Below are 22,921 nucleotides of genomic sequence, written 5' to 3'. Positions count from 1 at the left end.
CCCGGTCGGGGCTGCTAGCTCGTCATCCCCTGAGCGATGGCAACGATGTAGACCATATACAGCGCGAGCAGTATGACGCCCCTGCGGCGGCTGATGAAGCCGTCGCGGGGCGGCCAGGTGACGGCAAGCGCGATCAGGCCGCAGACGAGGGCGACGGCGACTTCGCGCCAGTCGGCTTCGATCGGGTGGATGATGGCCGCGACCGCGACGATGAGCAGTCCGTTGAAGATGTTGCTGCCGAGTATCGTGCCCAGGCTCACCTCGTCGTGGCCGCGCAGCTTCGCGATGACGGTGGTGGCGAGTTCCGGGGTGGACGTGCCGATGGCGACGAGGGTCGCGCCGATGATGAACTCGTCGATGCCGTAGGTCGTCGCGATCCCCTTCGCGGAAATGACGATGATGTTCCCTGAGAGGACCAGGAATCCCAGCCCGACGACGGCGGACGCGATTGCCGCACCGGCACGTGGGGCGCCCATCACGGCCTCGGCCGCGCTGCGCTGACGGCGAGCCTCGATCACGGCGGCACTTAGCCAAGCAAGGAAAAGGGCCAGCAGCAGCAGGCCGTCGACGCGCGACAGCACGCCGTCGAGGAACAGCACGCCGGTGATCACGGGCACGAGCAGTGCGACGGGAAAATCGCGCCTGAGACTGTCGCGCGGGCTCTGGATGCCGGAGATCACCAGCGCCAGCGCGAGGATCAGTGCGACATTGACGACGTTGCTGCCCAGCGCGTCGCCGAGCGCGATCTGTGGGGTTCCGTCGAGCGCGGAATTCACCGACACCGACAGTTCCGGGCTGGAGGTCGCGAATGCCGCGACCGTGGCGCCGATGATGCCCGGCGAGATGCGCGCCCAGTGGGCGAGGCCGACGGTGCCGCGCACGAAGAGTTCGCCGCCGATGCCGGCGGCCACGACGCCGGCGAGGAGCCCCAGATAATCGTTCATCGAAACGGTACCCCGGTCATGGATACGAAGATACCGGAATTTGCTGCTCCGTATTTGATTGCCGGCCTAATATTCGGCGAGATCAAAATGCGGATTCCATACCACTTCCCACAGATGGCCGTCCGGGTCCGCAAAATAGCCGGCATAGCCGCCCCAGAAGGTGTCTCCCGCCGGTTTCACCGTGCGTGCGCCGGCCAGCCGGGCCTGCTCCATCACCGCATCGACTTCCTCCCTGGTCGCGACGTTGTGCCCGAGCGAACTCTGCGTCGAGGAGGGGCCTCCAACCGCCAGTCCCGCATCGTGCGCGAGGCTGCTCCTGGGCCAGAGCGCCAGCTTGACGCCGTGCTGCAGGTCGAAGAACGCGACGGCGCCATGTTCGAACTCGGTGCCGATGATGCCTTCCGTCGGAAGGCCAAGGCCGTCGCGGTAGAAGCGCAGGGCGCGCTCAAGGTCGTCCACCGCGAGGGTCAGGACCGTGAGTCTGGGTTGCATGTTTTTCTCCTGATGCTTGGGGCGCGTTACCGGGCCACAAGGCTTAGCGTGTGGCGCCCTTGTCGCGGATCAGTTGGGCAACGCGTGTCCCTTCCGGCGTGTCGAGCCGGTTTGCCAGCGCGAGCGCGGTTTCGCCCTTGCGCGTGGTCGCGAAGATGTCCGCCCCGCGTTCGGCCAGCAGCTCGGCGATGTCGAGGACGCCGCCCGACAGGGAAAGGAGGAAGGGCGTGTTGCCCAGCGGATCGCGCACGTTCACCTGGGCCCCGCGGAGGATGAGTGCTTCGGCGATGGTCCGGTAGCCTTGGGTCGGCTTGCCGCAGGCGACGAGGAGCGGTGTGAGCCCGAGGTGGTCGCGGGCGTTCACGTCCGCGCCGGCGTTCACGAGGATGCTGGCGATTACGGTGAAGCCGCGCTTCAATGCGAAGAGCAGCGGCGGTGTGCCGTCCACGTCGATGCCGTGGAAGGGGAATCGGGCGCGCACGAAGAGGTCGATGAGTTCGCGATCGCCGGCGCGCAAGGCGGCAAGGAACGCCTCCCGGTCGACCGTGACACCGCGCTCGGCAAGTTCCCGGACCGCATGTTCGCGGCGCTCGGCCTGGCGGAAGGTCTCCAGTTCGCGGAATTCGCGCAGCGTGATGATGTCGGCGAGCACCAGGGGCGGGAAGCCCTGCCGTCCGCCGCGCTTGTCGATCAGCAGATCACTGAAGTAATCGTGGATCTCGGGCGTGTCCCACAGGAACTCGATGCGCGTGAGGATGCGGTCGAATTTCTCTTCGAGATGGACCGGATACCTGTCGCCAAGGCTCTCGAAGAGGGGGTGTTTCATGGGGGAGCGTCCCGTCGCCGGTTGTTCGCGATTTGCGGACGACGTGCGAGCTCGGGGAGCCTGTGGATCGCTGACGTCGTGCTGCGAGGTTGCGAGAATGGTTTGCATTCTCGCACACCTGCGGAGGAGCGGTATGCGGACGATGGCCGGCGCACGAACCTTCCTGGGGCAGTAGGCCCGCAGCGCGTCCCGCCGATCCGGTCAAGCCGAATGCAGTTGAGCGCCGCATGCCGGGATACGCATTCGGCCGCTCCCGCCCTGGGGGGCCATGTCGCGCGGGTTGCGCTACCTGACGGGGCCGTCTCCGGTGTCCGAATGCTTGCGTAACGCCGCCGACCGTGAGTTCAACGTCCCTTGAGTTTCATGACTCCGAGCGCATCCATGACGATCTTCTCGTAGATCGGTTCGGATTTGCCCTTGCGCACCTTGTACATGAAGTACTTTTCGAACGCGACCTTGGCCAGATGCACCCACTTTCCTTCGGAGACCCAGTTGACGTTGCGCGGCGGGATCTGCGGCAGGGCGATGAATGCCGCGCCCGAACTGCCGAAGTCCGCGAGGCAGACGGCATTCCATGTCGCCTTTTCGCCCGGTTCGTGGCCGTCGAGGGCGGCGCGGATGTTCTTCGCGGTCGCGGTGACCATCGACTCGATCATGAAGCCGGTCTTCGGCGTTCCGATCGGTACCGGGGTCGTCTCGACGGGCGGGATCGCGACGCACACGCCGATCGCGTACACGTTCGGATAGGCCGGGTTGCGCTGGTAGGCGTCGATCGGCACGAAACCGCGCGGGTTGCTCAGGCCCTCGACGCCGAAGACGGCGTCGACGCCCTTGAAGGCGGGCAGCATCATCGAGTAACGGAACGGCAGCTCGTGTTCCTTCTTCGGCTTGCCTTCGTCGTCGTGCTCGGTCACGAACATGTTGCCCTCTTCGACGCGCGTCACCTTGGCGTTGCAGATCCACTTGATGTGCCGCTCGCGGAACATCGATTCGAGCATGCCCTTGGAGTCGCCGACGCCGCCTAGCCCGAGGTGGCCGATGTAGGGCTCGGAGGTCACGAAGGTCATCGGTACGCGGTCACGCAGCTTGCGCTTGCGCAGATCGGTTTCCATGATGAATGCGAACTCGTAGGCCGGCCCGAAGCAGGAGGCGCCCTGGACGGCGCCGACGACGATGGGGCCGGGGTCGGCGATGAAGTCCGACCAGACGCCCGCCGCGGTCGTGGCGTGGTCGACGTGGCAGATCGACTGCGTATGCCCGTCGGGCCCGAGGCCGGGAATCTCCTCGAAGGCGAGGCGTGGTCCGGTCGCGATCACGAGATAGTCGTAGTCGACGAAACTGCCGTCGGCGAGCTCGACCTGATTTCGTCCGGGATGCACGCGGGCGGCAGCCTGCTGGATGAAGCGGATCTTGCGCGCGGCCAGCAGGGGGGCGATTTCGAGTTCGATTTCGGCGCGCTTGCGCCAGCTGACCGCGACCCAGGGGTTGGACGGCACGAAATGGAAGGTCGCCGTGTTGGCGATCACCGTCACCTCGTCCCCGGGGCGTGCGAGTTGCTTCATCTCATAGGCCATCGGCATGCCGCCGATGCCTGCGCCGATGATCACGATATGAGCCATTGTCTCCTCCGTTTGTCGATTGCGGGCGCCCGGTGACCGGGTCTGTCGGCGACGGAGGGAGCCAGCGATTGCGCTTTCCCTCCGACTGCATCGGCGCGCCCGAAGGGCGCGGCGTGCACGAACCGATAGTAACATTAGAATAGTCTAATGTTTTAATCGGTGACGTGGGTTACAAAGCGAAGAGGGGCAGTAGACGATGCGGCTTTCGGCTCGGCCTCGAGCGCGACGGGCGTGCGTCAGCGTCGAAATCGCGGTTCCCCGCCCCGGCTGTGCGGCCGCGCGAGTGCAGGGCCGGGGCGCGATACCGTGCGGATCAGGCCCTCACGGCGTCCAGCAGCTCCCGGACGCCTTGAACGCGCTGCTTGAGGTTCGGCAGGCTGGCCTTGCGGATCAGGCGGTCGGGGCCGGACATCTTGGTGTTGCGGTCCTTCTGGATCAGCATGATGACCTTGACCGGGTCGATCGGCGGGTTGGGGCCGAACTGCACGCTGATCTGCGCGTCGCTGGCGTCGAGCTTGGCCACGCCATAGGGCTTCACGAGCAGGCGCAGGCGGTGCGATTCGATCAGGGCCTGGGTTTGCGCCGGCAGTTCGCCGAAGCGGTCGATCAGCTCTTCCTGCAGGTTGCGCAGCTCGTTGTCCGCTTCGCAGTTCGCGAGACGCTTGTAAAGCGTCAGGCGCTCCTGCACGTCGGGGCAGTAGTCGTTGGGCAGCAGGGCCGGCGTATGCAGGTTGATTTCGGACACCACTTCCAGCGGCTGGCTCAGGTCCGGTTCCTTGCCCGCCTGCAGGTCGCGCACCGCGCGCTTGAGCATCTCGGTGTACAGGCTGAAGCCGACCTGCTGGATCTCGCCGGACTGGTTTTCACCGAGCACCTCGCCTGCGCCGCGGATCTCCAGGTCGTGCATCGCGAGGTAGAAGCCGGAGCCCAGCTCCTCCATCATCGTGATCGCTTCCAGTCGCTTCTGCGCCTGCGCCGTCGGCTTGGCGTGGGCGTCGGTCAGCAGGTAGGCGTAGGCCTGGTGGTGGCTGCGCCCGACGCGGCCGCGCAGCTGGTGCAACTGGGCGAGACCGAAGCGGTCGGCACGGTTGATGATGATGGTGTTGGCGGTGGGGATGTTGATGCCGGTCTCGATGATCGTCGTGCACAGCAGCAGGTTGGCGCGTTGGGACGTGAAGTCGCGCATCACGCGCTCGAGCTCGCGCTCGGGTAGCTGGCCATGGCCGACGACGATGCGCGCCTCGGGCAAGAGCTCGGCGAGGTCGTTGCGCACGTTCTCGATCGTCTCGACCTCGTTGTGCAGGAAGTACACCTGGCCGCCGCGCTTAAACTCGCGCAGCACCGCCTCGCGCACGATGCCCTTGCTGTGGCGCTGCACGAAGGTCTTGATCGCGAGGCGCTTCTGCGGCGCGGTGGCGATGACCGAGAACTCGCGCAGGCCTTCGAGCGCGAGGCCCAGCGTGCGCGGGATCGGCGTCGCGGTCAGCGTCAGGATGTCGATCTCGCTGCGCAGCGCCTTGAGCGCCTCCTTCTGGCGCACGCCGAAGCGGTGCTCCTCGTCGATGATGACGAGGCCGAGTCGCTTGAACTGCACGTCCTTTTGCAGCAGGCGGTGGGTGCCGATGATGATGTCGACCTTGCCTTCCGCGAGTTGCTTCAGGGCTTCGGCCTGTTCCTTGGCGCTCTTGAAGCGCGACAGCTCGGCGATGCGGATCGGGAAGTCGGCGAAGCGGTCGGAGAAGGTCTGGTAGTGCTGTTCGGCCAGTAGCGTGGTCGGCGTCAGCACGACGACCTGCTTGCCGTCGGCGACCGCGATGAAGGCCGCGCGCAGGGCGACTTCGGTCTTGCCGAAGCCGACGTCGCCGCACACGAGGCGGTCCATCGGGCGGCCGGATTTCATGTCGGCGATGACGGCGTCGATCGCGCCCTGCTGGTCGGGCGTGGTCTCGAAGCCGAAGCCCTCGGCGAAGGCGTCGAGGTCGTGCTGCTTGAAGTCGAAGCGGTGGCCGGGGCGGGCGGCGCGCTGCGCGTACAGGGCCAGCAACTCGGCGGCGGTGTCGCGCACCTGCATGGCGGCTTTGCGCTTGGCCTTGTCCCACTGGCCGGAGCCGAGGCGGTGCAGCTCGACGGCCTCCGGGTCGGCACCGGCGTAGCGCGAGATCACATGCAGCTGGGCGACGGGCACGTAGAGCTTGTCGCCGTTGGCGTACTCGAGGTCGAGGAATTCGGTCTGCCCCTCGCCGAGGTCCATGTGAATCAGGCCGAGATAGCGGCCGATGCCGTGCGATTCATGCACGACCGGGTCGCCGGGCTTGAGCTCGGAGAGATCGCGCAGCCAGCCTTCCATCGTCGCGGCCTTGCGCGTGTCGCGGCGGGCGCGGGTGCGCGTCGTTGCGGCGTACAGCTCGGACTCGGTGACGATCGCGATCTTCGCTTCGGGCAGCAGGAAGCCGGTCGCGAGCGGGCCGACCCCCAGGGCTAGCGGCTCGGTCGAGGTGAGGAAGCCGGCGCAGTCCGCACTTGCCGCCGGTTTCAGGCCGTATTCGGCGAAGAACTCGGAGATCGTCTCGCGGCGGCCCGGGGCGTCGGCCAGCACCAGCACCCGTCCGCCGGCCATGGCCCAGTCGCTTTCGAGGAAGGCCTTGAGGCGATGCAGCGGATCGGTCGCCTTGCGCTCGACCGATAGATCGGGAAGCGCCAATGCGGCAGCAGTTGCCGCGTCGGCATCCGGCGCGGCGATGTGGATGCGCGGTCGATCCTTCAGTGCTGCGTAGAACGATTCCTGGCCGAGGAACAGCGCGTCCGGCGGCAGCACCGGGCGCGTACGGTCGCCCTTGAGGAAATCGTGGCGCGAGCGCGTGTCGCGCCAGAACTCCTCGATCGCCGCCGGAACGTCGCGATGGAGGACCACCGCGGCGTCGGCCGGCAGGTAGTCGAACAGCGTCGCCGTGTCGTCGAAGAACAGCGGCAGGTAGTACTCGATGCCGGCCGGCGCGATGCCGTTCGACACGTCCTTGTACAGCGACACGCGCGAGGGGTCGCCCTCGAAGGTCTCGCGGAAGCGGCTGCGGAAATGCGTGCGTCCCTTCTCGTCCATCGGGAATTCGCGCGCGGGCAGCATGCGGATTTCCGGCACCGGATAGACCGTGCGCTGCGTGTCCGGATCGAAGGTCTTGATGCTCTCGACCTCGTCGTCGAAGAGGTCGATGCGGAAGGGCAGCACCGCGCCCATCGGGTAGAGGTCAACCAGACCGCCGCGTACCGAGAACTCTCCCGGGCTCACGACCTGCGTGACGTGGGTGTAGCCGGCCACCGCCATCTGGTTGCGCAGCTGGTCGACGTCCAGTTTCGCGCCCTGCTTCAGGAAGAAGGTATAGGCCGCGAGGAATGCGGGCGGCGCCATGCGATACAGCGCCGTCGAGGCCGGCACGAGGACGATGTCGGCCCCGCCGCGGCTCACCGCGTACAGCGTCGACAGGCGCTCGGAGATGAGGTCCTGGTGCGGCGAGAAGCTCTCGTAAGGCAGGGTTTCCCAGTCGGGCAGCAGGTGCGTGCGCAGGCCCGGCGCAATCCACGCGATCTCGTCCTGCAGGCGCTGGGCATCGAGCGGATTGGCCGTGACCAGCAGCAGGCAGCGCCCGCGGGAGGCGAGCTGCGCGATCGCGACCGCATCGGCGGAGCCCGCGAGGGCGGGGAGGTCGAGGCGTGCGCCGGGTTTCGGAAAGGCGAGTGAGGCGAGCTGCGGAATCAGGGCGTCGAGCGGTCGGGACATCGGGCTGTTGCGGCCGGGCCGCGGACGGACGTGTGGGAACGGGGGAAGCGAGGGGCGAATTATAGGGGATGCGAGGACGCGGATTGATCTGCCGTTCCGCCGGATGCCGTTCCGGCGGGGGCGCCGTCGTGGATGCGTTGCTCGACGGGGCTGGGTGCCGGCAGCCTCTCACGCAGCCAGTTCGCCGCAAGCTCGCCGAAGCGCTCGATGGCGCCGGGCTCACGGAATTCGTCCGCAACGCCGGTGAGCACATGCCAGTCGTTGGGGCAGCGCAGGTGTTCGAAGGCCTGACGGATCATGCCGGCCTGCGGGTCGTCGTTGCCGACGACCATGCGCAGCGGCACGGCGAGGGTGTTGAGCGGCGTCAGTCCGGCAAGGTCGGGACGGCCGGCGCGGCACACGATGGCGGACATGCGGTCGGCAGTCTTCCACCCGGCACGGATCGCCGCCCCGCACGCGGTGTCCGATGCGACCAGTCCCACTCCCAGCCCGGCGAGCGGGGGCTGATGGCCGATCCAGTCGAGCACGGCCACCACGCGGTTTGCCATCTGCGGCACGTTGAAGCGCGCGTCCGGGTCGCGCGTTTCCTCGTAGGTGGTGAGCAGGTTGATGAGCAGGGTCGCAAAACCCGCTCGCTGCAGCTCGCGCGCCACGCGCAGGTCGCGCGACTGCGCGAACGGGCTGCCGGCTGGCCGCAGCACGACCGCGAGGCCGGCCACGTCGGGCGCATGGACCAGTTCGCCGCTGAGCCAGATGTGCTCGAAGGGGATGCTGATGTCAGTGGTTCGCAGTTTCACGGTCGGGCGAGTCCGGATCAGGTTCTGGCGTTTGTGGTGGGCTGGCGGTGGATGGCGACCGGGATGCGGCGCGAACCGAAGGGCGATGAGTAGTGGCCGAAACGGCCCGCGAGTGCCGTGCCGCACTTGCGGCAGGCGCCCTTGTCGTCTAGCGCATAATCGAGGATCTCGTACCAGTCGCGTTCGATGACTGGGGCGCCGCAGTGGGTGCAGCGTGTGATGCCTCCTTCGCGGTCATGCACGTTGCCGGTGTAGACGTGCTTCAGCCCCTCCGCGAGCGCGATGCGGCGGGCGCGTGTCAGCGTCGCAGGCGGGGTGGCGGGGATGTCGGTGAGCTTGTAGTCGGGATGGAAGGCGGAGAAATGCAGCGGCACTTCGCCGCCCAGCTCCTTCGCGACCCACTGCGACAGCGCGCGGACCTCGTCTTCCGAGTCGTTGAGCCCCGGGATCAGCAGCGTTGTGATCTCCACCCAGACGTCGCTCTCGTGCACCAGCCACTTGAGCGTGTCGAGCACCGGCTGCAGGTGTGCGCCGCACTCCTTGACGTAGAACTCGTCGGTGAAAGCCTTGAGGTCGACGTTGGCAGCGTCCATGTGGGCGTAGAAATCGGGGCGCGCGAGCTCGGTGATGTAGCCCGCGGTGACGGCGACGGTCTTGAGCCCCAGTTGATGGCAGGCCTTGGCAGTGTCGATCGCGTATTCGGCAAAGATCACCGGGTCGTTGTAGGTGAAGGCCACGCTGGCGCAGCCCCAGTCAGCGGCCGTGCGGGCAATTTCCTCGGGCGAGGCCGCGTCCATCAGGCTGTCCATGTCGCGCGACTTGGAGATGTCCCAGTTCTGGCAGAACTTGCACGCGAGGTTGCAGCCGGCCGTGCCGAACGAGAACACGCTGGTGCCGGGGTAGAAATGGTTGAGCGGCTTCTTCTCGATCGGATCGATGCAGAAGCCCGAGCTCCTGCCGTAGGTCGTGAGGACGATCGCGTCGCCCTCGCGCATGCGCACGAAGCAGGCGCCGCGCTGGTCGGCATGCAGCCGGCAGTAACGCGGACACAGGTCGCACTGGATGCGGCCGTCGTCGAGATGGTGCCAGTAGCGCGCCGGGTAGTTCATCTCACCGCTCCTTCCACTTGCGCACCGTGTAGGTCGCCGCCATCAGGTTCGGCGCGGGGCGATCCGGTGCAAGGCCGGCCTTCTGCTTGAGCGCGGCGAGGAACATGTGCGGTTCCGGGAGCTGCTCCCATACCTGCGGCAGGAAGGTCGCGCTGCGACAGCCGGAAAACAGCAGAACCCCATCGACGCCGGGACGCAGCTTGCCGATCAGCTCGCTTTCATCGGAGAACTCGACGAACTCGGGCGACGACAGGAGCGAAACCTCGATGTCGACCTTGTCGAGTTCGTCGCGCGACATCGGCGGAAATCGCGGATCCCGTGTAGCGGCGCCTACCGCATTGAGTACGACATCTTCGCCCAGCGATCGTTGCGCGCGCACGCTGCCGATGCAACCGCGCAAATCGCCACCGCGCTTGAGCGTCACGAAGGTTGCCCCCCGTTCGCCCAGCCGCGGGTCGCCGTCAGGCGGGGTGCGCTCGGCGCCCAGCTCATGCGCGATGGCGTGGCGTGCGCGGGCGAGCAGGATCTGGCCGAGTTCAGTGTCGGGCGGAAGCGGCATGGCTGGTCGATTCGCAAAAGGCGATGCTGGTGTAACCGACCACGCGCGAACGGTCGCCCGCCGTGTCGCCGGAATTGCGCAGGTCGAGGAGGTGCGGTTCCACACCGTGGCGAGCCGCGACACGCAGCAGGCCGTTGATCGGCATCGCGCCGCAGGCCTGGTCATGGTCGAGGCCCGTGCGCAGTTTCAGGATCTGGTCGACCGAGCTGCGGTCGGTGCAGCAGGCCTGCGCATAGGGCTGATAGTGCGAGAGGTCCGAGCTGATTACGATCAGCGTTTCCGGCCCGCCCCACAGGGTGTCGAGGAGCTCCGCCACCTGCTCGGCGCTCGCGCCGCCCACCAGCAGGGGAACGAGCTCGAACGCGTCGAGGATGGTCTGCAGGAAGGGGAGCTGGACTTCCAGGCAATGCTCCAGCGCATGCGGGCGGTCATCGACCACGACATCGGCGCGCTGCTGCAGCGCGAGCCAATCCTTGCGGCTGATCGGCACCGGTCCGAGCGGCGTCGAGAACACCTGCGCAGCCGGCAGTGCGAAGGATGCGACCGGCACGCGGTGGGCCGGCCCCAGCATTACCACGCGCCGCACCACGTCGCGTAGTCCCGCCGCCACCGCGTAGGCGCTGGCTGCAACGGGACCGGAATAGACATATCCGGCATGCGGGACGATGAGCGCCTTGGGCGCGGAGACCGCCTCCAGCGGCACGGCGGTCGAGAGCATTTCACCAATCTGGGCCTGCAGCACGTGCGGATCGTCGGGATAGAAGTAGCCGGCGACCGCAGCGGGGCGAATGGAGGCAGTGGCCATGGAATTCCTTTCGGGTGAGGGCTGGGCCGGATTCGTGGTTAAGTCTTTGCTGATGAATTATAGGCTTCCCGGAAACATTGCGAGCCAGGCGATCCCGCCGCCCAGTCCGGCCGCGACCGCGCCCATGCCGCCGAGAATCTTCATCCCCAGCGGCCGTCCTCCGACCGCGACGGCAATGCCGGTCTTGAACACGAGGTTGGCGATCATCGCCAGGCAGATGGCGATCACCGTGACGTCGAGCGCGAGTTTGCCGAGATTGAAGAGGCGCATGCTCGACAGCGCGATGGCATCCATGTCGGTGAGGCCCGACACCAGCGCGAGGGCGTACATCCCCTGCTTGCCTGCGATCTCGGAGAGCCAGGCGGAGATGAACAGGACTACGGCGTACACCGCGCCGAAGCCGAGCGCGGCGCGCAGTTCGGTCGGGTTGCGCGTCTCGGGCATGAAGGCCTGGCCGCTCGTCTGTTCGCGCCAGTACCAGAACAGGCTGAGCGCGCCGAGGAGCAGGGCAGGGGTCACCGCAATCGCCAGCGATGTCACGACGCCCGGCGCCACCACCGCGGCGATCACGGTGACGCGCACCATCATCACAAGATTCGCGAGCACGATTACGAGCGCCGCCATCGGCGCGGTGGGCGGGGTTTCACGCGCATTGCGCGCATAGATCAGCGTCGTGGCGGTGCTCGATGCGAGGCCGCCGGCAATGCCGACGAAGGCCGCGCCGTAGCGCGCGCCCACCAGGCGCAGCGTCGCGTAGCCCGCGAGGCTCAGGCCCGAGATCAGCACCACCATCCACCACACCTGGCGGGGGTTCACGGCGTTGTACGGGTCGAAGGTCTCGTCCGGGAGGAAGGGCAGGATGACCAGCGACAGGACGGCGAACTGGAAAATCGAGATCCATTCCTTCGCCTCGAGCCGCGTCGCGACGCCTCGCAGTTCGGTCTTGAAGTACAGCAGGATGGTGGTCGCCACCGACAGGATCACCGCCACCATCGCATGCCCAAGCCAGACGGCGACACCCAGGCAGTAGCACACCAGCAGCGCCGCCACTGAGGTCGTTCCCGGATCGACCGGGTCGGGGTGGCGCAGATAGGCAGCGATGATCATCACGCCGATGATCGCCATGCCGACAACCACCGGGGCGATGGAGGCGAGGTGGTCGCCGAGCATGCCGGCCAGCGCGCCCAGCAGGCCGACGAGGCCGAAGGTGCGGACGCCAGCCCGCGCCGATGCGACGCGTTCGCGTTCGAAGCCGATCAGCAGGCCGATGCCGATCGCGATCAGAAAGGCCTCGATCTGTGCGAGATCGACCGGTTTGGCAAAAGGCACCTGGGCTCTCCTTTCGCACATTCCGTGCGGGTTTCGGGGGCGGCGGCGTTCCTTCGTTACATGTTGCCACTGTATTCCAATCGCCCGCGGCGCGCACGCGGAGGGCGGAGTTTCGCCAGTCCTCGCGCGGCACGGTTAGAATCCGCGCCATGCAGAAATTCACTCCCCGCCATTTCGCGATCGTCCCGGCTGCCGGCAGCGGCAGCCGCATGGGGGCGTCGCAGCCAAAGCAGTATCTCGAGCTGCTCGGCAAGCCGCTTATTCGCCATTCGCTCGAAGTGCTGTGCGCGACGCCTCAGATCGACAAGGTCTTCGTCGTGCTGTCGGTCGGCGACGCGGAGTGGAAGCGCCACGACTGGTCCGGCCTCGGCCCCAAGCTGGTGCCGCTGTTCTGCGGCGGCGCCACGCGCGCAGACAGCGTGCTCGGCGGCTTGCGCGCGATCGTGCGCGAGGCGGAGCAGTCGGACTGGGTGCTGGTGCATGATGCCGCGCGCCCCTGCCTCGCGCGCTGGCACATCGACAAGCTCATCCGCGAGCTGGCTCACGACGAGGTTGGCGGCATCCTCGCGGTTCCCGTCGCCGACACGCTCAAGCGCGCGGATTCGCACCGTCACGTACTCGAGACCGTGCCGCGCGACAGCCTGTGGCAGGCGCAGACGCCGCAAATGTTCCGCTACGTGATGTTGCGCCGCGCGCTGGAGGCCGCGAGCAACGTCACCGACGAGGCCAGCGCGATCGAGGCCGCCGGCCTGCGCCCCCGGCTGATCGAGGGCGACGCCACCAATCTCAAAGTCACCTATCCGCTCGACCTGCACCTGGCCGAGTGGATCCTCACGAACAGGGATTCACGCTGACATGAAAGTACCTTTCCGCATCGGCCAGGGCTTTGACGTGCATGCACTGGTGCCGGGGCGCCCGCTCATCGTCGGTGGCGTCACGATTCCCTACGAGCGCGGTCTGCTCGGCCATTCCGACGCCGACGTGCTGTTGCATGCGCTGACCGATGCGTTGCTCGGCGCGGCGGGCCTGGGCGACATCGGGCGCCTGTTCCCTGACACCGACCCGCAGCACGCGGGCGCAGACAGCCGCGTGCTGTTGCGTGAGGCGTACGCTGCGGTGCGCGATGCCGGCTTTGCGGTGGTGAACGTGGATGCCACGGTGATCTGCCGCGCACCGCGGATCCTGCCGCATGCTCCGGCGATGGTCGCGAACATTGCCGCGGATCTGGGGATCGACGAGGCGGCGGTGAACATCAAGGGCAAGACCACCGAAAAGCTCGGCTTTACGGGACGCGGCGAGGGCATCGCCGCCCAGGTCGTGGCGCTGCTCGTGCGGGATGACGCGGCCGGCTGAGACCGCATCCGGCGCGCCGCCGCGCGCGCGGGTGTTTTTCGCCCTCTGGCCCACGGCGGCGATCGCGCGCCGGTTGCACAAGGAGGGCGAACGCGTGCACACGGCCACCGGCGGCCGGCGCATGCGCCGCGATACCCTGCACCTGACGCTCGCCTTCATCGGCGACATTCCGCGCGAACGCCTCGACGACTTGCGCGCGGCGGCGGACAAGGTCGCCTTCCCGCCGTTCACCCTTCAACTCGACCGCATCGCCGGCTGGCGCCACAACCACATCGTGTGGGTCGGGGCGACCGAGGTGCCCGCGGAGCTGGAGTCGCTGGTGAGCCAGCTCAACGCGGCGCTTGCCGCAGGCGGCTTTCCGGTCGAGCGACGCAAGTTCGCCGCGCACGTGACCCTGCTGCGCAACGCACGCGGCGAGCTGGCAGCGTCCGAACTCGATCCGTCGATAGTGTGGCCCGTAGGTGAATTCGTGCTGGTCGAGTCCGACCTGCGGCCCGAGGGCGCACAATACACCGTTGTCGCAACCTGGCCCTGCGTCGGCGGGGCTCGGGACTGAGCCACCGGGCGAGGAGGGGCCGGCAAGCTCGCCGCCGGCAGCCTAAAATGAATAGTCGGCGAACGCGCAAGGGGCGCCGCAGGGAGGGTTTCCGGATCCCAATATTGCCAAGGGCGACGCACAAGAATTGCCCGCACCTGATGACCAGGAGAGACTGCCATGGCAATCCCGTCGAAAGTCCACGAGTTCATGATGGAGCACGGTCTGCGCTATGACGTGCTGAACCATCCCCATTCACACAGCAGCATGGATACCGCGCATCAGGCGCGCATTCCCGCGAGCAGTCTCGCGAAATCCGTCGTCCTCGAAGACGATCACGGCTACCTGATGGCCGTGCTGCCCTCGACCGAGCACGTGCAGCTCGGCATCCTGAGCCGGGCGATGCACCGCGAATTGCGGCTCGCGAGCGAGTCCGAGCTCGCGTCGTTGTTCGAGGACTGCGAAGCCGGCGCGGTGCCGCCGCTGGGTTCCGTCTACGGCATGCGCATGATCGTGGATGAAAGCATCGCCGATCAGGAGGAGATCTATTTCGAGGCCGGCGACCACGAGAAGATCATCCAGATGAGCCGCAGCGACTTCATGACCATGATGGAAATGGAGAATGCCGAGCGCATGCATTTCAGCGGGCGCCAGTGGCGGCATTGACGTGACGGCGCGCGAGCCGCGCAGATGAAAAAAAAGCGGGGCGCCAAGCGCCCCGCTGCTCTTCGGGACCGCTCTTCGCGGTCCCATCGTCTCCTGAAGAGAGACGGTCGAAGAATCGGCCGGAATCAGACGAACAGGCAGGACGCGAGGCGTTCGCGCAGCACCGGTTCGGGTTCCTTGGTGTAGTCCTTTTCGAAGCGATCCGTGATCAGTTGTGAGGTCGGGGTGTCGAGCACCGAATTGAGCATTCCCATGAATGCGGGCGGTGCGAAGACGATGGCCCGGCCGAATGCGTTCGTGGCTCGTCCCTTGTATAGCTCCTGTGCAATCTCCTGCGCAAAGACCTTGGCCTCGTGGACCTTGGGCTGGGTCTGCGCCTGCTTCGAACCCGATGCGTTGCCTGCCGAGGGCGAGGCCCCCGCGCGATCGGTAACGAGTTCGGAATTCTTCTGTCGACTTTCGGGATGGATCAGCTCCTTAACCAGCGTCAGGCCCTTGTTGGGACCGAGGTTCGCGTACAGTTTGGCCAGGCTGGCATTGGCAACCAGAATCCAGGTAATCGCCATGAATCGTCCTCCGGGATTTGAGTCGAGTCGAACGTACAGCACGCTGCGGCTGCAGATGCAGCGATTCCAGCTTAGACCGGCTGTCACGGGATCGCAATCGAATTTCGTCTGCGAAGTTTGCTGCGCTTCGTGAAACGATTGCGTTACGCGGATTCAAAGGAATTTCAGCACATCTGACATACGCCGGAAAACCGGAATGGAATATCCGGCCTTCCTTCACGGCGATTCGGCGCCCGCATCCTGCGGCGGTTCGCCATACACGCGCCGCTCGCCGGCCGCGGGGTCGGCGCCGTAGAACTGCCGCAGCTGTTCGTAGATCGCCGGGAAGTCCTCCTGCAACAGGCAGGGGGCCTCGAAGAAGCCCTCGGACGCGACGGCGAAGAACTCGCCCGGACTTTCCGAGCCGTAGGGGTCGAGCGCGGTGTCCTCGTGCGCATCGACCTGCCGGCAGAAAAGTTCGTAGCCCGCCGAGAACGCCGCCGCCCAGGCCTTGCGCGACATTCCCGCGGGCAGCAGGGGCAGGCCGTCGACCTCGCCGTTCTCCATGTCCAGCTTGTGGGCGAACTCGTGGATCACCACGTTCACGCCTTCCGGCGCATCGGCCTCGTCGTGCCACGACACCAGCACCGGGCCGCCTTCCCAGGCTTCCCCCAGCACCTCGTCGTCGTATTCATGCACGACTCCGGTCTCGTCCATGATCTTGCGCGGGATGACGAAATCCCCCGGGTAGACGATCACGCCCACCCAGCCACGGTAGGCGCGCAGCCCGATGCGCAGCACCGGCAGGCAGGCCTGCAGGGCGATCGTGACGATGACCTCGTCGGTGAGCGCGAAGCCGTGGGCGCCGTAGAACTGTTTCTCGGCGATGAAGGCGCGCGCCAGTTCGCGCAGCCGCCTGCGGTGGTCCGCCTCGAGGTAATCGAGGAAGGGCAGGCGCCCCTCGGCGCGTTCCCACATCTCGTCCGACACCGTCACCGCATCGAGGCGGCGCGCCCTGCGCCAGCGGCGGAAACGCTCGAGGATGCCGATCATCGCGTCAGCGCCCCGGGCCGCGGGTGGCGAGAAGGATGCCGGAAAACACCAGCGCGATCCCCGCGAAGTGGTACCACAGCGGCCGCTCGCCGAGAAAGACCGCGGCCAGCAGGGTGGTGAACACCGGCATCAGGTGGATGAATTGCGCACCGCGGTTCGGGCCGATGGCCGCCACGGCGGCGTTGTAGAACACATAGCCGAGGAAGCCCGGGAAGATGCCCGTGTAGAGGATGCCGGCAATCGACGCCGTGCTGATGGCGATCGTCTTTCCGGAGGTGATTTCCCACAGATAGGCGGGGATCAGCGGCAGGAGGCCGACCAGCGTGAAGGCGGCGAGCAGCAGCATCGGATCCACACCGGCGGGGCGTCGCTGCAATCCGACGGTGTAGATGCCCCAGGTCATCACCGCGAGCAGCATCCACAGGTCGCCGAGGTTGAGGCTCAGCCCGAGCAGGGTCTCCATGCTGCCGCGGCTCACGATCGTCATCACGCCGGCGAAGGACAGCACGACCGCCAGCACCTCCAGCCGCCCAAGGCGCCTGCCGAGGATCAGGAAGGCCAGCACGATCGTCGCGATGGGCGTGAAGGAGTTGAGCAGGGTCGCGTTCGTTGCGGTCGTGTACTGGAGCGCGATGTAGGCGAAGGTGTTGTAGCCGCCGACGCCGACGAGGCCCAGGAACACGACCGTCGGCCAGCGCGCCCGCAGCTGCGGCCACTGGCTGCGCAGATGCGGCAGTGCGAACGGGAGCATCAGCGTGAGCGCGATGGTCCAGCGCCAGAAGGCCAGCGCCAGCGGCGGGACCGCGCCGTGCAAGCCGCGGCCGACGATCATGTTGCCGGACCAGAACAGCACGGTGAGGGTGAGCAGGAGGTAGGGGTTGGCGAAGGTTCTTTTCATTATGCGTGCGCGCCCGGGGCGAGTGGCGGCTCGTCTGCGTGGCGCATCCGTCGGGCCGCAGATGATCTCACAACGCGCGGGTGTGGCGTGCTCCGCGCCGTGTTGGGGGCCCGTATGGGATAATCCGCGCATGGTTTCCGTCACGCATGCAATCTCCCAGTCCGAGTCCGCGGCCCCCATCGATCTGCTCGCCGAAGGGCTGAGCACGGAGGAGCGCGCGGCCATCGTCGATGCCGTTGCCCTGGCCGAGGGCGTCTATGAAGGACATTTTCTCGGTACCGGCGAATCCGTCTGGACCCACGCGATCGGCATGGCGCTGATCGTGGCCTCGCTGCGTCTCGACGTGGAGACGCGGGTCGCCGCGATCCTGTTCGCCGTCGGGGACTACATCGAGGACGCCACCGACCGGATCGCGGAAAAGTTCGGCGAGCCCGCCGCCCGCCTCGTCGATGGGCTGCGCCGCCTCAACGGCCTGCGCCTGCTCACGCGCATGACCGCCACGGCGACGGCGCCCGAGATCCGCGCCCAGACCGAAGTCCTGCGCAAGATGCTGCTCGCGATGGTCGAGGACATCCGCGTGGTGCTGCTGCGGCTCGCGTCGCGCACGCAGACGCTGCGCTATTTCACCGAGCACAAGGTCGACGTCCGGGCGGACGTCGCCCGCGAAAGCCTCGACATCTACGCGCCGCTGGCGAACCGTCTCGGCGTGTGGCAGCTCAAGTGGGAGCTCGAGGACCTCTCCTTCCGCTTCATCGAGCCGGAAACCTACAAGCGCATCGCCAAGATGCTCGACGAACGGCGGGTCGAGCGCGAGGAGTTCATCCAGTCGTCGATCGAGCGCCTGCAGAAGGAAATCGCCGCGGTGGGCATCAAGGCCGAGGTCTATGGGCGGCCCAAGCACATCTACAGCATCTACAACAAGATGCGCGCCAAGCGGCTCGACTTCTCGCAGGTGTACGACATCCGCGCGCTGCGCGTGCTGGTCGACAACGTGCGCGACTGCTACACCGTGCTCGGCATCGTGAATCAGCTGTGGCAGCCCATCGGCCAGGAGTTCGACGACTACATCACGAACCCCAAGGGCAACAACTACCAGTCCCTGCACACCGCGGTGCTGGCCGGCGACGGCCGGGCGCTGGAAGTGCAGATCCGCACCTACGAGATGCACCGCCACGCCGAACTCGGCGTCGCCGCGCACTGGCGCTACAAGGAAGGCAGCAAGAGCCACGGCAGCGATTACGACGAGAAGATCGCGCTGCTGCGCAGCCTGCTGTCGTGGCGCGACGAGGTGACCGATTCGGCCGACTGGGTCGAGAAGTTCAAGCGCGCCTCGCTCGACGATGCGATCTACGTGCTCACGCCGCAGGGCAAGGTGGTGGACCTGCCGCGCGGCGCCACGCCGATCGACTTCGCCTACCGCCTGCACACCGACCTCGGTCACCGCTGCCGCGGCGCCAAGGTCGACGGCCATCTCGTCCCGCTCAACACGCAGCTCGAGAACGGACAGACCGTCGAAATCACTTCCGCCAAGGAGGGCGGCCCCTCCCGCGACTGGCTGAACCCGACGCAGCATTACGTCGCCACCAGCCGTGCGCGCAACAAGATCCGCCAGTTCTTCAGCCAACAGGAAGAGGAAGAGCTGCTCGCGCGCGGGCGCAGCTTCGTCACGCGTGAACTGCAGCGCGAGCGCCAGTCGCGTGCCAACATCGACGAGCTTGCGGGCAGGCTTGGCTTCAAGAACGCGGAGTCCATGTATCTGGCCGCAGGGCGCGGGGAAGTGGGCGCGCGCTCGGTGCAGATGGCGCTACGCGAGGGCGAGGCGCCCGAAGCGCCGACGCCGGAACCCGAGATCGTCATCGGCCGGCGCCACACCGACGAGTCCAACGACAAGGTGCTGGTCGTCGGCGTGGGCAAGCTCATGACCTCGCTCGGCCGCTGCTGCAAGCCCGCGCCGCCGGATGCCATTGAAGGATTCGTCACGCGCGGCCGCGGCGTGTCCATCCACCGCATCGATTGTCCCGACTTCCAGCGCCTGGTGCGCGATCATCCCGAGCGGGTCATCAAGGCGGACTGGGGCGAACAGGCCTTCAACAGCCGCGAATCCGTGTTCCCGGTCGATGTGGTCGTCCAGGCGGCGGACCGCCAGGGCCTCCTGCGCGACATCTCCGAGGTCTTGTCGCGCGAAAAACTGAACGTGATTGCGGTGAATACGATCACGAAGAAGGGGACGGCGTTCATGCGCTTCACGATGGAGGTCCACAGCGTCGCGCAGGTGCAGCGCGCGATGGCGCTCATTCGCGAAGTGCGCGACGTGATCGACGTGCAGCGCAAGTGATGTGCGTTTCCGCTGCAGGCGCAGCGAGTGTGGTGTGGTCCTGATGCAGAGTACCTGAGCATGAATTCAGTCGACTGGCGTCGCCCGGACAGGCTGCATGCAAGCGTGGCGAAGTTGCTCGCCGGGTTCGTGCTCGTACTCGCGGCCGCAGTCGCCTTGCTCCACCCCGGAATCGTGCGTGCGCAAGAGGGGGCTGGCGGAGGCGTCGCGGACGACGCCGTCGAGTTCGCCGTCCTGTCCTTCAGCCCGCTGCAGGAAACCCGTGAGCGCTGGCAGCCGCTCGTCGATTACCTGAACGGCACGGTCGAGGGCGCGCGTTTCGTCCTGCGCGTGCATCACCTCGACGAACTCGTCGCGGTGCTGGCGGATGGGCGGATCGACTTCGTGCTCGTGAATCCGGCGCTCTATGTGCAGCTCACCTACCAGCATCGTCTGTCATCGCCACTCGTCACGCTGGTGAACAAGGAGGACGGCGTATCCGTCAGTGCCTTCGGCGGTGTCATCTTCACCCGTGCGGACCGCTCCGACATCGACTCCTTCGATGATGTCGGCCGCGTGCGCGTTGCCACCGCAGGGCGCGCCGCCTTCGGCGCCTACCAGATGCAGGTGGCGGAGTTGCTGCGCGCGGGCGTACGGCCGCCGCAGGAGAAGCTCCTTGTCGAGACGGGGCAGCCGCAGAGCAGGGCGATCGATGCAGTGCTGGACGGGCGCGCCGATGTCGGCTTCGTCCGTTCGGGCCTGATCGAGTCGCTCGCCCTTCAGGGGCGGCTCGACCCGGCGCGGCTCAAGCTCATCGGCACGCGTCAGTATCCCGGATACCCGTTTCCGGTGAGTACGCGCCTGTACCCGGAATGGCCCGTCGTCGCCATGCCGCAGGTACCCCATGACCTCGCGCGGCGTGTCACCGCGGCGCTGCTGGCCCTGCCTCACGACGGCGAAGTCGCGGACACGCTGCAGATTTCCGGCTTCACGATTCCGGGCGATTACCGGCCGGTAGACGACCTGCTGCGCGGATTGCGCCTGCCGCCCTTCGACCGGGCGCCCGAATTCACGTTCGTCGACGTCTGGCGGCGGTGGAAACCGTACGCCGTCGCACTGCTGTTGGCGGGCTTTGCGCTCGCCGCGTTCGCGACCTTCCGCCTCGTCCGGATAAATCGCCGCCTCGCCCGCGCCCAGCAGGAAAGCCAGCGCCTCGCGGCGAATCTGTCGCAGGCGCAGTCGGTCGCACAGATAGGCAGCTGGAATCTCGACGTGCGGAGCGGCTCGCTCCTGTGGTCGGATGAGACCTACCGGCTCTTCGGTGTCCGCCCCGGGACGCCCGTCCGATACGAGGATTTCCTGCAGTGCGTACATCCCGACGACCGGGATGCAATCGACCGCGCCTGGCAGGCCGCGCTGACAGGGGCTCCCTACGACGTCGAACACCGCATCCTGCGCAACGGCGGCGTCGCGTGGCTGCAGGAGCGCGCAGATTTGCGCCGCGACACGGACGGCAAGCTTCTGGGCGCCATCGGCACGGTCCAGGACGTCACTGCGCGCAAGCTCGCCGACGAAGAGCTGCGCAAGCTGTCGCTCGCCGTCGAGCAGAGCCCTGAATGCATCTTCATCACCGATCCGGCCGGAACCATCGAGTACGTGAACGACGCATTGGTCCGCATCACGGGTTTTTCCCGTGAGGAGGTGCTGGGACGCAATCCGCGCATCTTCAAGTCGGGCAAGACCCCGAACGAGACCTTCCGCGAGATGTGGTTGACGCTGCAGCGCGGCGAGATCTGGCAGGGCGAGATCGTCAACCTGCGGCGCGACGGCAGCGAGATCATCGCGTACTCGATCATCGCGCCGGTGCGTGAGACCGACGGCACGGTCAGCCACTACCTCGCAATCCAGCAGGACATCACCGAACGCAAGCAAGCGGCCGAACGCATCCATCATCTCGCCTTCTACGACGAGCTGACCGGCCTGCCCAACCGCAGCCTGCTGATCGATCGCCTCACGCAGGTCCTCGCTTCGCGCCAGCACCAAGGCTATCGGGAGGCCTTGCTGCTGTTCAACATCGACCGCTTCCAGGTCGTCAATGACGCCCGTGGCAGCGTACTCGGCGATGCGCTGCTGAAGGCCGTGGCCGCGAGACTGCGCGAGGTCGTGCGTGAAGGCGACACCGTGGCGCGCATGGCCGGCGACGAGTTTGCCCTGATGCTGCCGGTGGTCGACCGCACGGCCGAGGCCGCGAGCCGGCATGCGCTGCAGGTCGCCCGCAAGATCCAGTCGGCGCTGGAAACCCCATTCGAGCTCGGCGGGGAGACCGTGCGTATCACCGGCAGCATAGGCATCACGCTCTTCCCCGAGGAGGACAGCGACACGGCGAGCGAAATCCTGCGCCGCGCCACCACGGCCCTGCATCGCGCCAAACAGGGTGGCGGCGGTCACCCGGCCTTCTTCGAAGCCAGCATGGGTAAGTCCGCCGCCGAGAGCTTCCGCATCGAGCGCGAATTGCGTGCCGGCATTCCGCGCGGCGAGCTTCGACTATTCCTCCAACCGCAGTTCAGCGCCGCGGGCGAGGTGGTGGGGGCGGAGGCGCTGGTGCGCTGGCAGCATCCGGAACGCGGTCTGGTTCCGCCGGGGGTTTTCGTGCCGGTCGCCGAGGAGTCCGATCTCATCGTCGAACTGGGCGTCTGGGTCATGAACGAGGCTTGCCGGCTGGTGGCGGTTGCGGACGCGGCCGGCCTGCCTCTCGCGCTATCCGTGAATATCAGTCCGCGGCATTTCCGCAAACCCGAATTCAATTCCTGGGCGCGAAGTGTGCTCGACCGGACCGGTGCGCCTCCCGAGCGGCTCACACTCGAGATCACCGAGGGATTGATCATCGACAACGTGAGCGACGTGGTCGCGAAGATGCGCGAATTGTCCGCCCTGGGCATCCACTTTTCGATCGACGATTTCGGCACCGGTTACTCTTCGCTCGCCTACCTGAAGCGCCTGCCCATCGACGAACTCAAGATCGACAAGACGTTCGTGCAGGATGCGCCGCACGACCCCAGCGATGCCGCGCTGGTGGAAACCATCCTCGCCGTTGCTCGCCAGTTGCAGCTGAAGGTGGTCGCGGAAGGGGTGGAAACGGCCGAGCAGGCGGAGTTTCTCAACAGCCGCGGCGAGGTCGTGCATCAGGGGTATCTGTTCGGCCGCCCGGCGCCTGCCGACGAGTGGCTCGCGCGCTGGGCAGCGGACGCAGGCGCCTGACGCAGGCGCCACGGCCCGAGCTGGGCGACCGTCTCCGGCAGCCCTCG

Annotated in this window: 19 protein-coding genes; 6 read left to right on the top strand and 13 right to left on the bottom strand. The window is 66.9% G+C overall.

What is annotated here, in order from left to right:
• Nucleotides 1-14: 14 nt before the first annotated feature.
• The 10 genes from U5817_RS14850 to U5817_RS14805 form a co-directional block, all read right to left on the bottom strand.
• Nucleotides 15-944 (bottom strand): calcium/sodium antiporter, encoded by a 930-nt coding sequence (locus tag U5817_RS14850; RefSeq protein ID WP_407277841.1) that lies wholly within the window; start codon nucleotides 942-944, stop codon nucleotides 15-17.
• Nucleotides 945-1,010: 66 nt separating this feature from the next.
• Nucleotides 1,011-1,436, bottom strand: a complete 426-nt coding sequence (locus tag U5817_RS14845) for a VOC family protein (protein WP_407277840.1) — start codon at nucleotides 1,434-1,436, stop codon at nucleotides 1,011-1,013.
• A 43-nt stretch (nucleotides 1,437-1,479) separates the two neighbouring features.
• Nucleotides 1,480-2,262, bottom strand: coding sequence for an ankyrin repeat domain-containing protein (locus U5817_RS14840; protein ID WP_169125402.1), 783 nt, complete (start codon nucleotides 2,260-2,262; stop codon nucleotides 1,480-1,482).
• A 344-nt stretch (nucleotides 2,263-2,606) separates the two neighbouring features.
• On the bottom strand, nucleotides 2,607-3,881 hold the full coding sequence (locus U5817_RS14835; protein WP_407277839.1) for an NAD(P)/FAD-dependent oxidoreductase: 1,275 nt from the start codon (nucleotides 3,879-3,881) through the stop codon (nucleotides 2,607-2,609).
• Nucleotides 3,882-4,194: 313 nt separating this feature from the next.
• Nucleotides 4,195-7,653, bottom strand: coding sequence for a transcription-repair coupling factor (gene mfd / locus U5817_RS14830; protein WP_407277838.1), 3,459 nt, complete (start codon nucleotides 7,651-7,653; stop codon nucleotides 4,195-4,197).
• Between the two features lie 59 nt (nucleotides 7,654-7,712).
• Nucleotides 7,713-8,450 carry a dienelactone hydrolase family protein gene (locus tag U5817_RS14825; protein WP_407277837.1) on the bottom strand — a complete coding sequence of 246 codons (738 nt, stop codon included), beginning with the start codon at nucleotides 8,448-8,450 and terminating at the stop codon, nucleotides 7,713-7,715.
• A 17-nt stretch (nucleotides 8,451-8,467) separates the two neighbouring features.
• A complete protein-coding gene (gene amrS / locus U5817_RS14820) occupies nucleotides 8,468-9,559 on the bottom strand; it encodes an AmmeMemoRadiSam system radical SAM enzyme (protein WP_407277836.1) in 1,092 nt (363 codons plus the stop codon).
• A 1-nt stretch (nucleotide 9,560) separates the two neighbouring features.
• On the bottom strand, nucleotides 9,561-10,118 hold the full coding sequence (gene amrA / locus U5817_RS14815) for an AmmeMemoRadiSam system protein A (RefSeq protein ID WP_169125398.1): 558 nt from the start codon (nucleotides 10,116-10,118) through the stop codon (nucleotides 9,561-9,563).
• On the bottom strand, nucleotides 10,096-10,923 hold the full coding sequence (gene amrB / locus U5817_RS14810; protein WP_407277835.1) for an AmmeMemoRadiSam system protein B: 828 nt from the start codon (nucleotides 10,921-10,923) through the stop codon (nucleotides 10,096-10,098). Before amrB ends, amrA begins: the two co-directional genes overlap by 23 nt.
• A 57-nt stretch (nucleotides 10,924-10,980) precedes the next feature.
• Nucleotides 10,981-12,252, bottom strand: coding sequence for an MgtC/SapB family protein (locus U5817_RS14805; RefSeq protein WP_407277834.1), 1,272 nt, complete (start codon nucleotides 12,250-12,252; stop codon nucleotides 10,981-10,983).
• A gap of 149 nt (nucleotides 12,253-12,401) precedes the next feature.
• On the opposite strand from U5817_RS14805, the gene ispD reads away from it, so the two are divergent.
• The 4 genes from ispD to U5817_RS14785 all read left to right on the top strand — a co-directional run bounded on the left by ispD (nucleotide 12,402) and on the right by U5817_RS14785 (nucleotide 14,806).
• Nucleotides 12,402-13,106: a 2-C-methyl-D-erythritol 4-phosphate cytidylyltransferase gene (gene ispD / locus U5817_RS14800; protein ID WP_407277833.1), complete on the top strand. Its 705-nt coding sequence runs from the start codon at nucleotides 12,402-12,404 to the stop codon at nucleotides 13,104-13,106.
• 1 nt (nucleotide 13,107) lies between these two features.
• Complete coding sequence (gene ispF / locus U5817_RS14795) at nucleotides 13,108-13,605, top strand: 2-C-methyl-D-erythritol 2,4-cyclodiphosphate synthase (RefSeq protein WP_407277832.1); 498 nt, start codon at nucleotides 13,108-13,110, stop codon at nucleotides 13,603-13,605.
• Nucleotides 13,589-14,161, top strand: a complete 573-nt coding sequence (gene thpR, locus U5817_RS14790) for an RNA 2',3'-cyclic phosphodiesterase (RefSeq protein WP_407277831.1) — start codon at nucleotides 13,589-13,591, stop codon at nucleotides 14,159-14,161. The genes ispF and thpR overlap by 17 nt, the downstream gene beginning before the upstream one ends.
• A 159-nt stretch (nucleotides 14,162-14,320) precedes the next feature.
• Nucleotides 14,321-14,806 (top strand): aminoacyl-tRNA deacylase, encoded by a 486-nt coding sequence (locus U5817_RS14785; RefSeq protein WP_169125393.1) that lies wholly within the window; start codon nucleotides 14,321-14,323, stop codon nucleotides 14,804-14,806.
• Between the two features lie 125 nt (nucleotides 14,807-14,931).
• Here U5817_RS14785 and U5817_RS14780 read toward each other — a convergent pair whose 3' ends face one another.
• The 3 genes from U5817_RS14780 to U5817_RS14770 form a co-directional block, all read right to left on the bottom strand.
• Nucleotides 14,932-15,372, bottom strand: a complete 441-nt coding sequence (locus U5817_RS14780; RefSeq protein ID WP_169125392.1) for a host attachment protein — start codon at nucleotides 15,370-15,372, stop codon at nucleotides 14,932-14,934.
• 216 nt (nucleotides 15,373-15,588) lie between these two features.
• Complete coding sequence (locus U5817_RS14775; RefSeq protein ID WP_407277830.1) at nucleotides 15,589-16,404, bottom strand: zinc-dependent peptidase; 816 nt, start codon at nucleotides 16,402-16,404, stop codon at nucleotides 15,589-15,591.
• A 4-nt stretch (nucleotides 16,405-16,408) separates the two neighbouring features.
• Nucleotides 16,409-17,302 (bottom strand): DMT family transporter, encoded by an 894-nt coding sequence (locus tag U5817_RS14770; RefSeq protein WP_407277829.1) that lies wholly within the window; start codon nucleotides 17,300-17,302, stop codon nucleotides 16,409-16,411.
• Between the two features lie 130 nt (nucleotides 17,303-17,432).
• Between U5817_RS14770 and U5817_RS14765 the strand changes: the two genes are divergently transcribed.
• Both U5817_RS14765 and U5817_RS14760 read left to right on the top strand, forming a co-directional pair.
• Complete coding sequence (locus U5817_RS14765) at nucleotides 17,433-19,637, top strand: RelA/SpoT family protein (protein ID WP_407277828.1); 2,205 nt, start codon at nucleotides 17,433-17,435, stop codon at nucleotides 19,635-19,637.
• A gap of 60 nt (nucleotides 19,638-19,697) precedes the next feature.
• Nucleotides 19,698-22,874, top strand: a complete 3,177-nt coding sequence (locus tag U5817_RS14760) for an EAL domain-containing protein (protein ID WP_407277827.1) — start codon at nucleotides 19,698-19,700, stop codon at nucleotides 22,872-22,874.
• The last annotated feature ends 47 nt before the right edge of the window (nucleotides 22,875-22,921 follow it).

The organism is Aromatoleum evansii (assembly GCF_045689615.1).
Lineage (GTDB): Bacteria > Pseudomonadota > Gammaproteobacteria > Burkholderiales > Rhodocyclaceae > Aromatoleum > Aromatoleum evansii.
The sequence above is the reverse complement of the archived record's forward strand: the minus strand, read 5'-3'. Positions and strand labels throughout refer to the sequence as shown.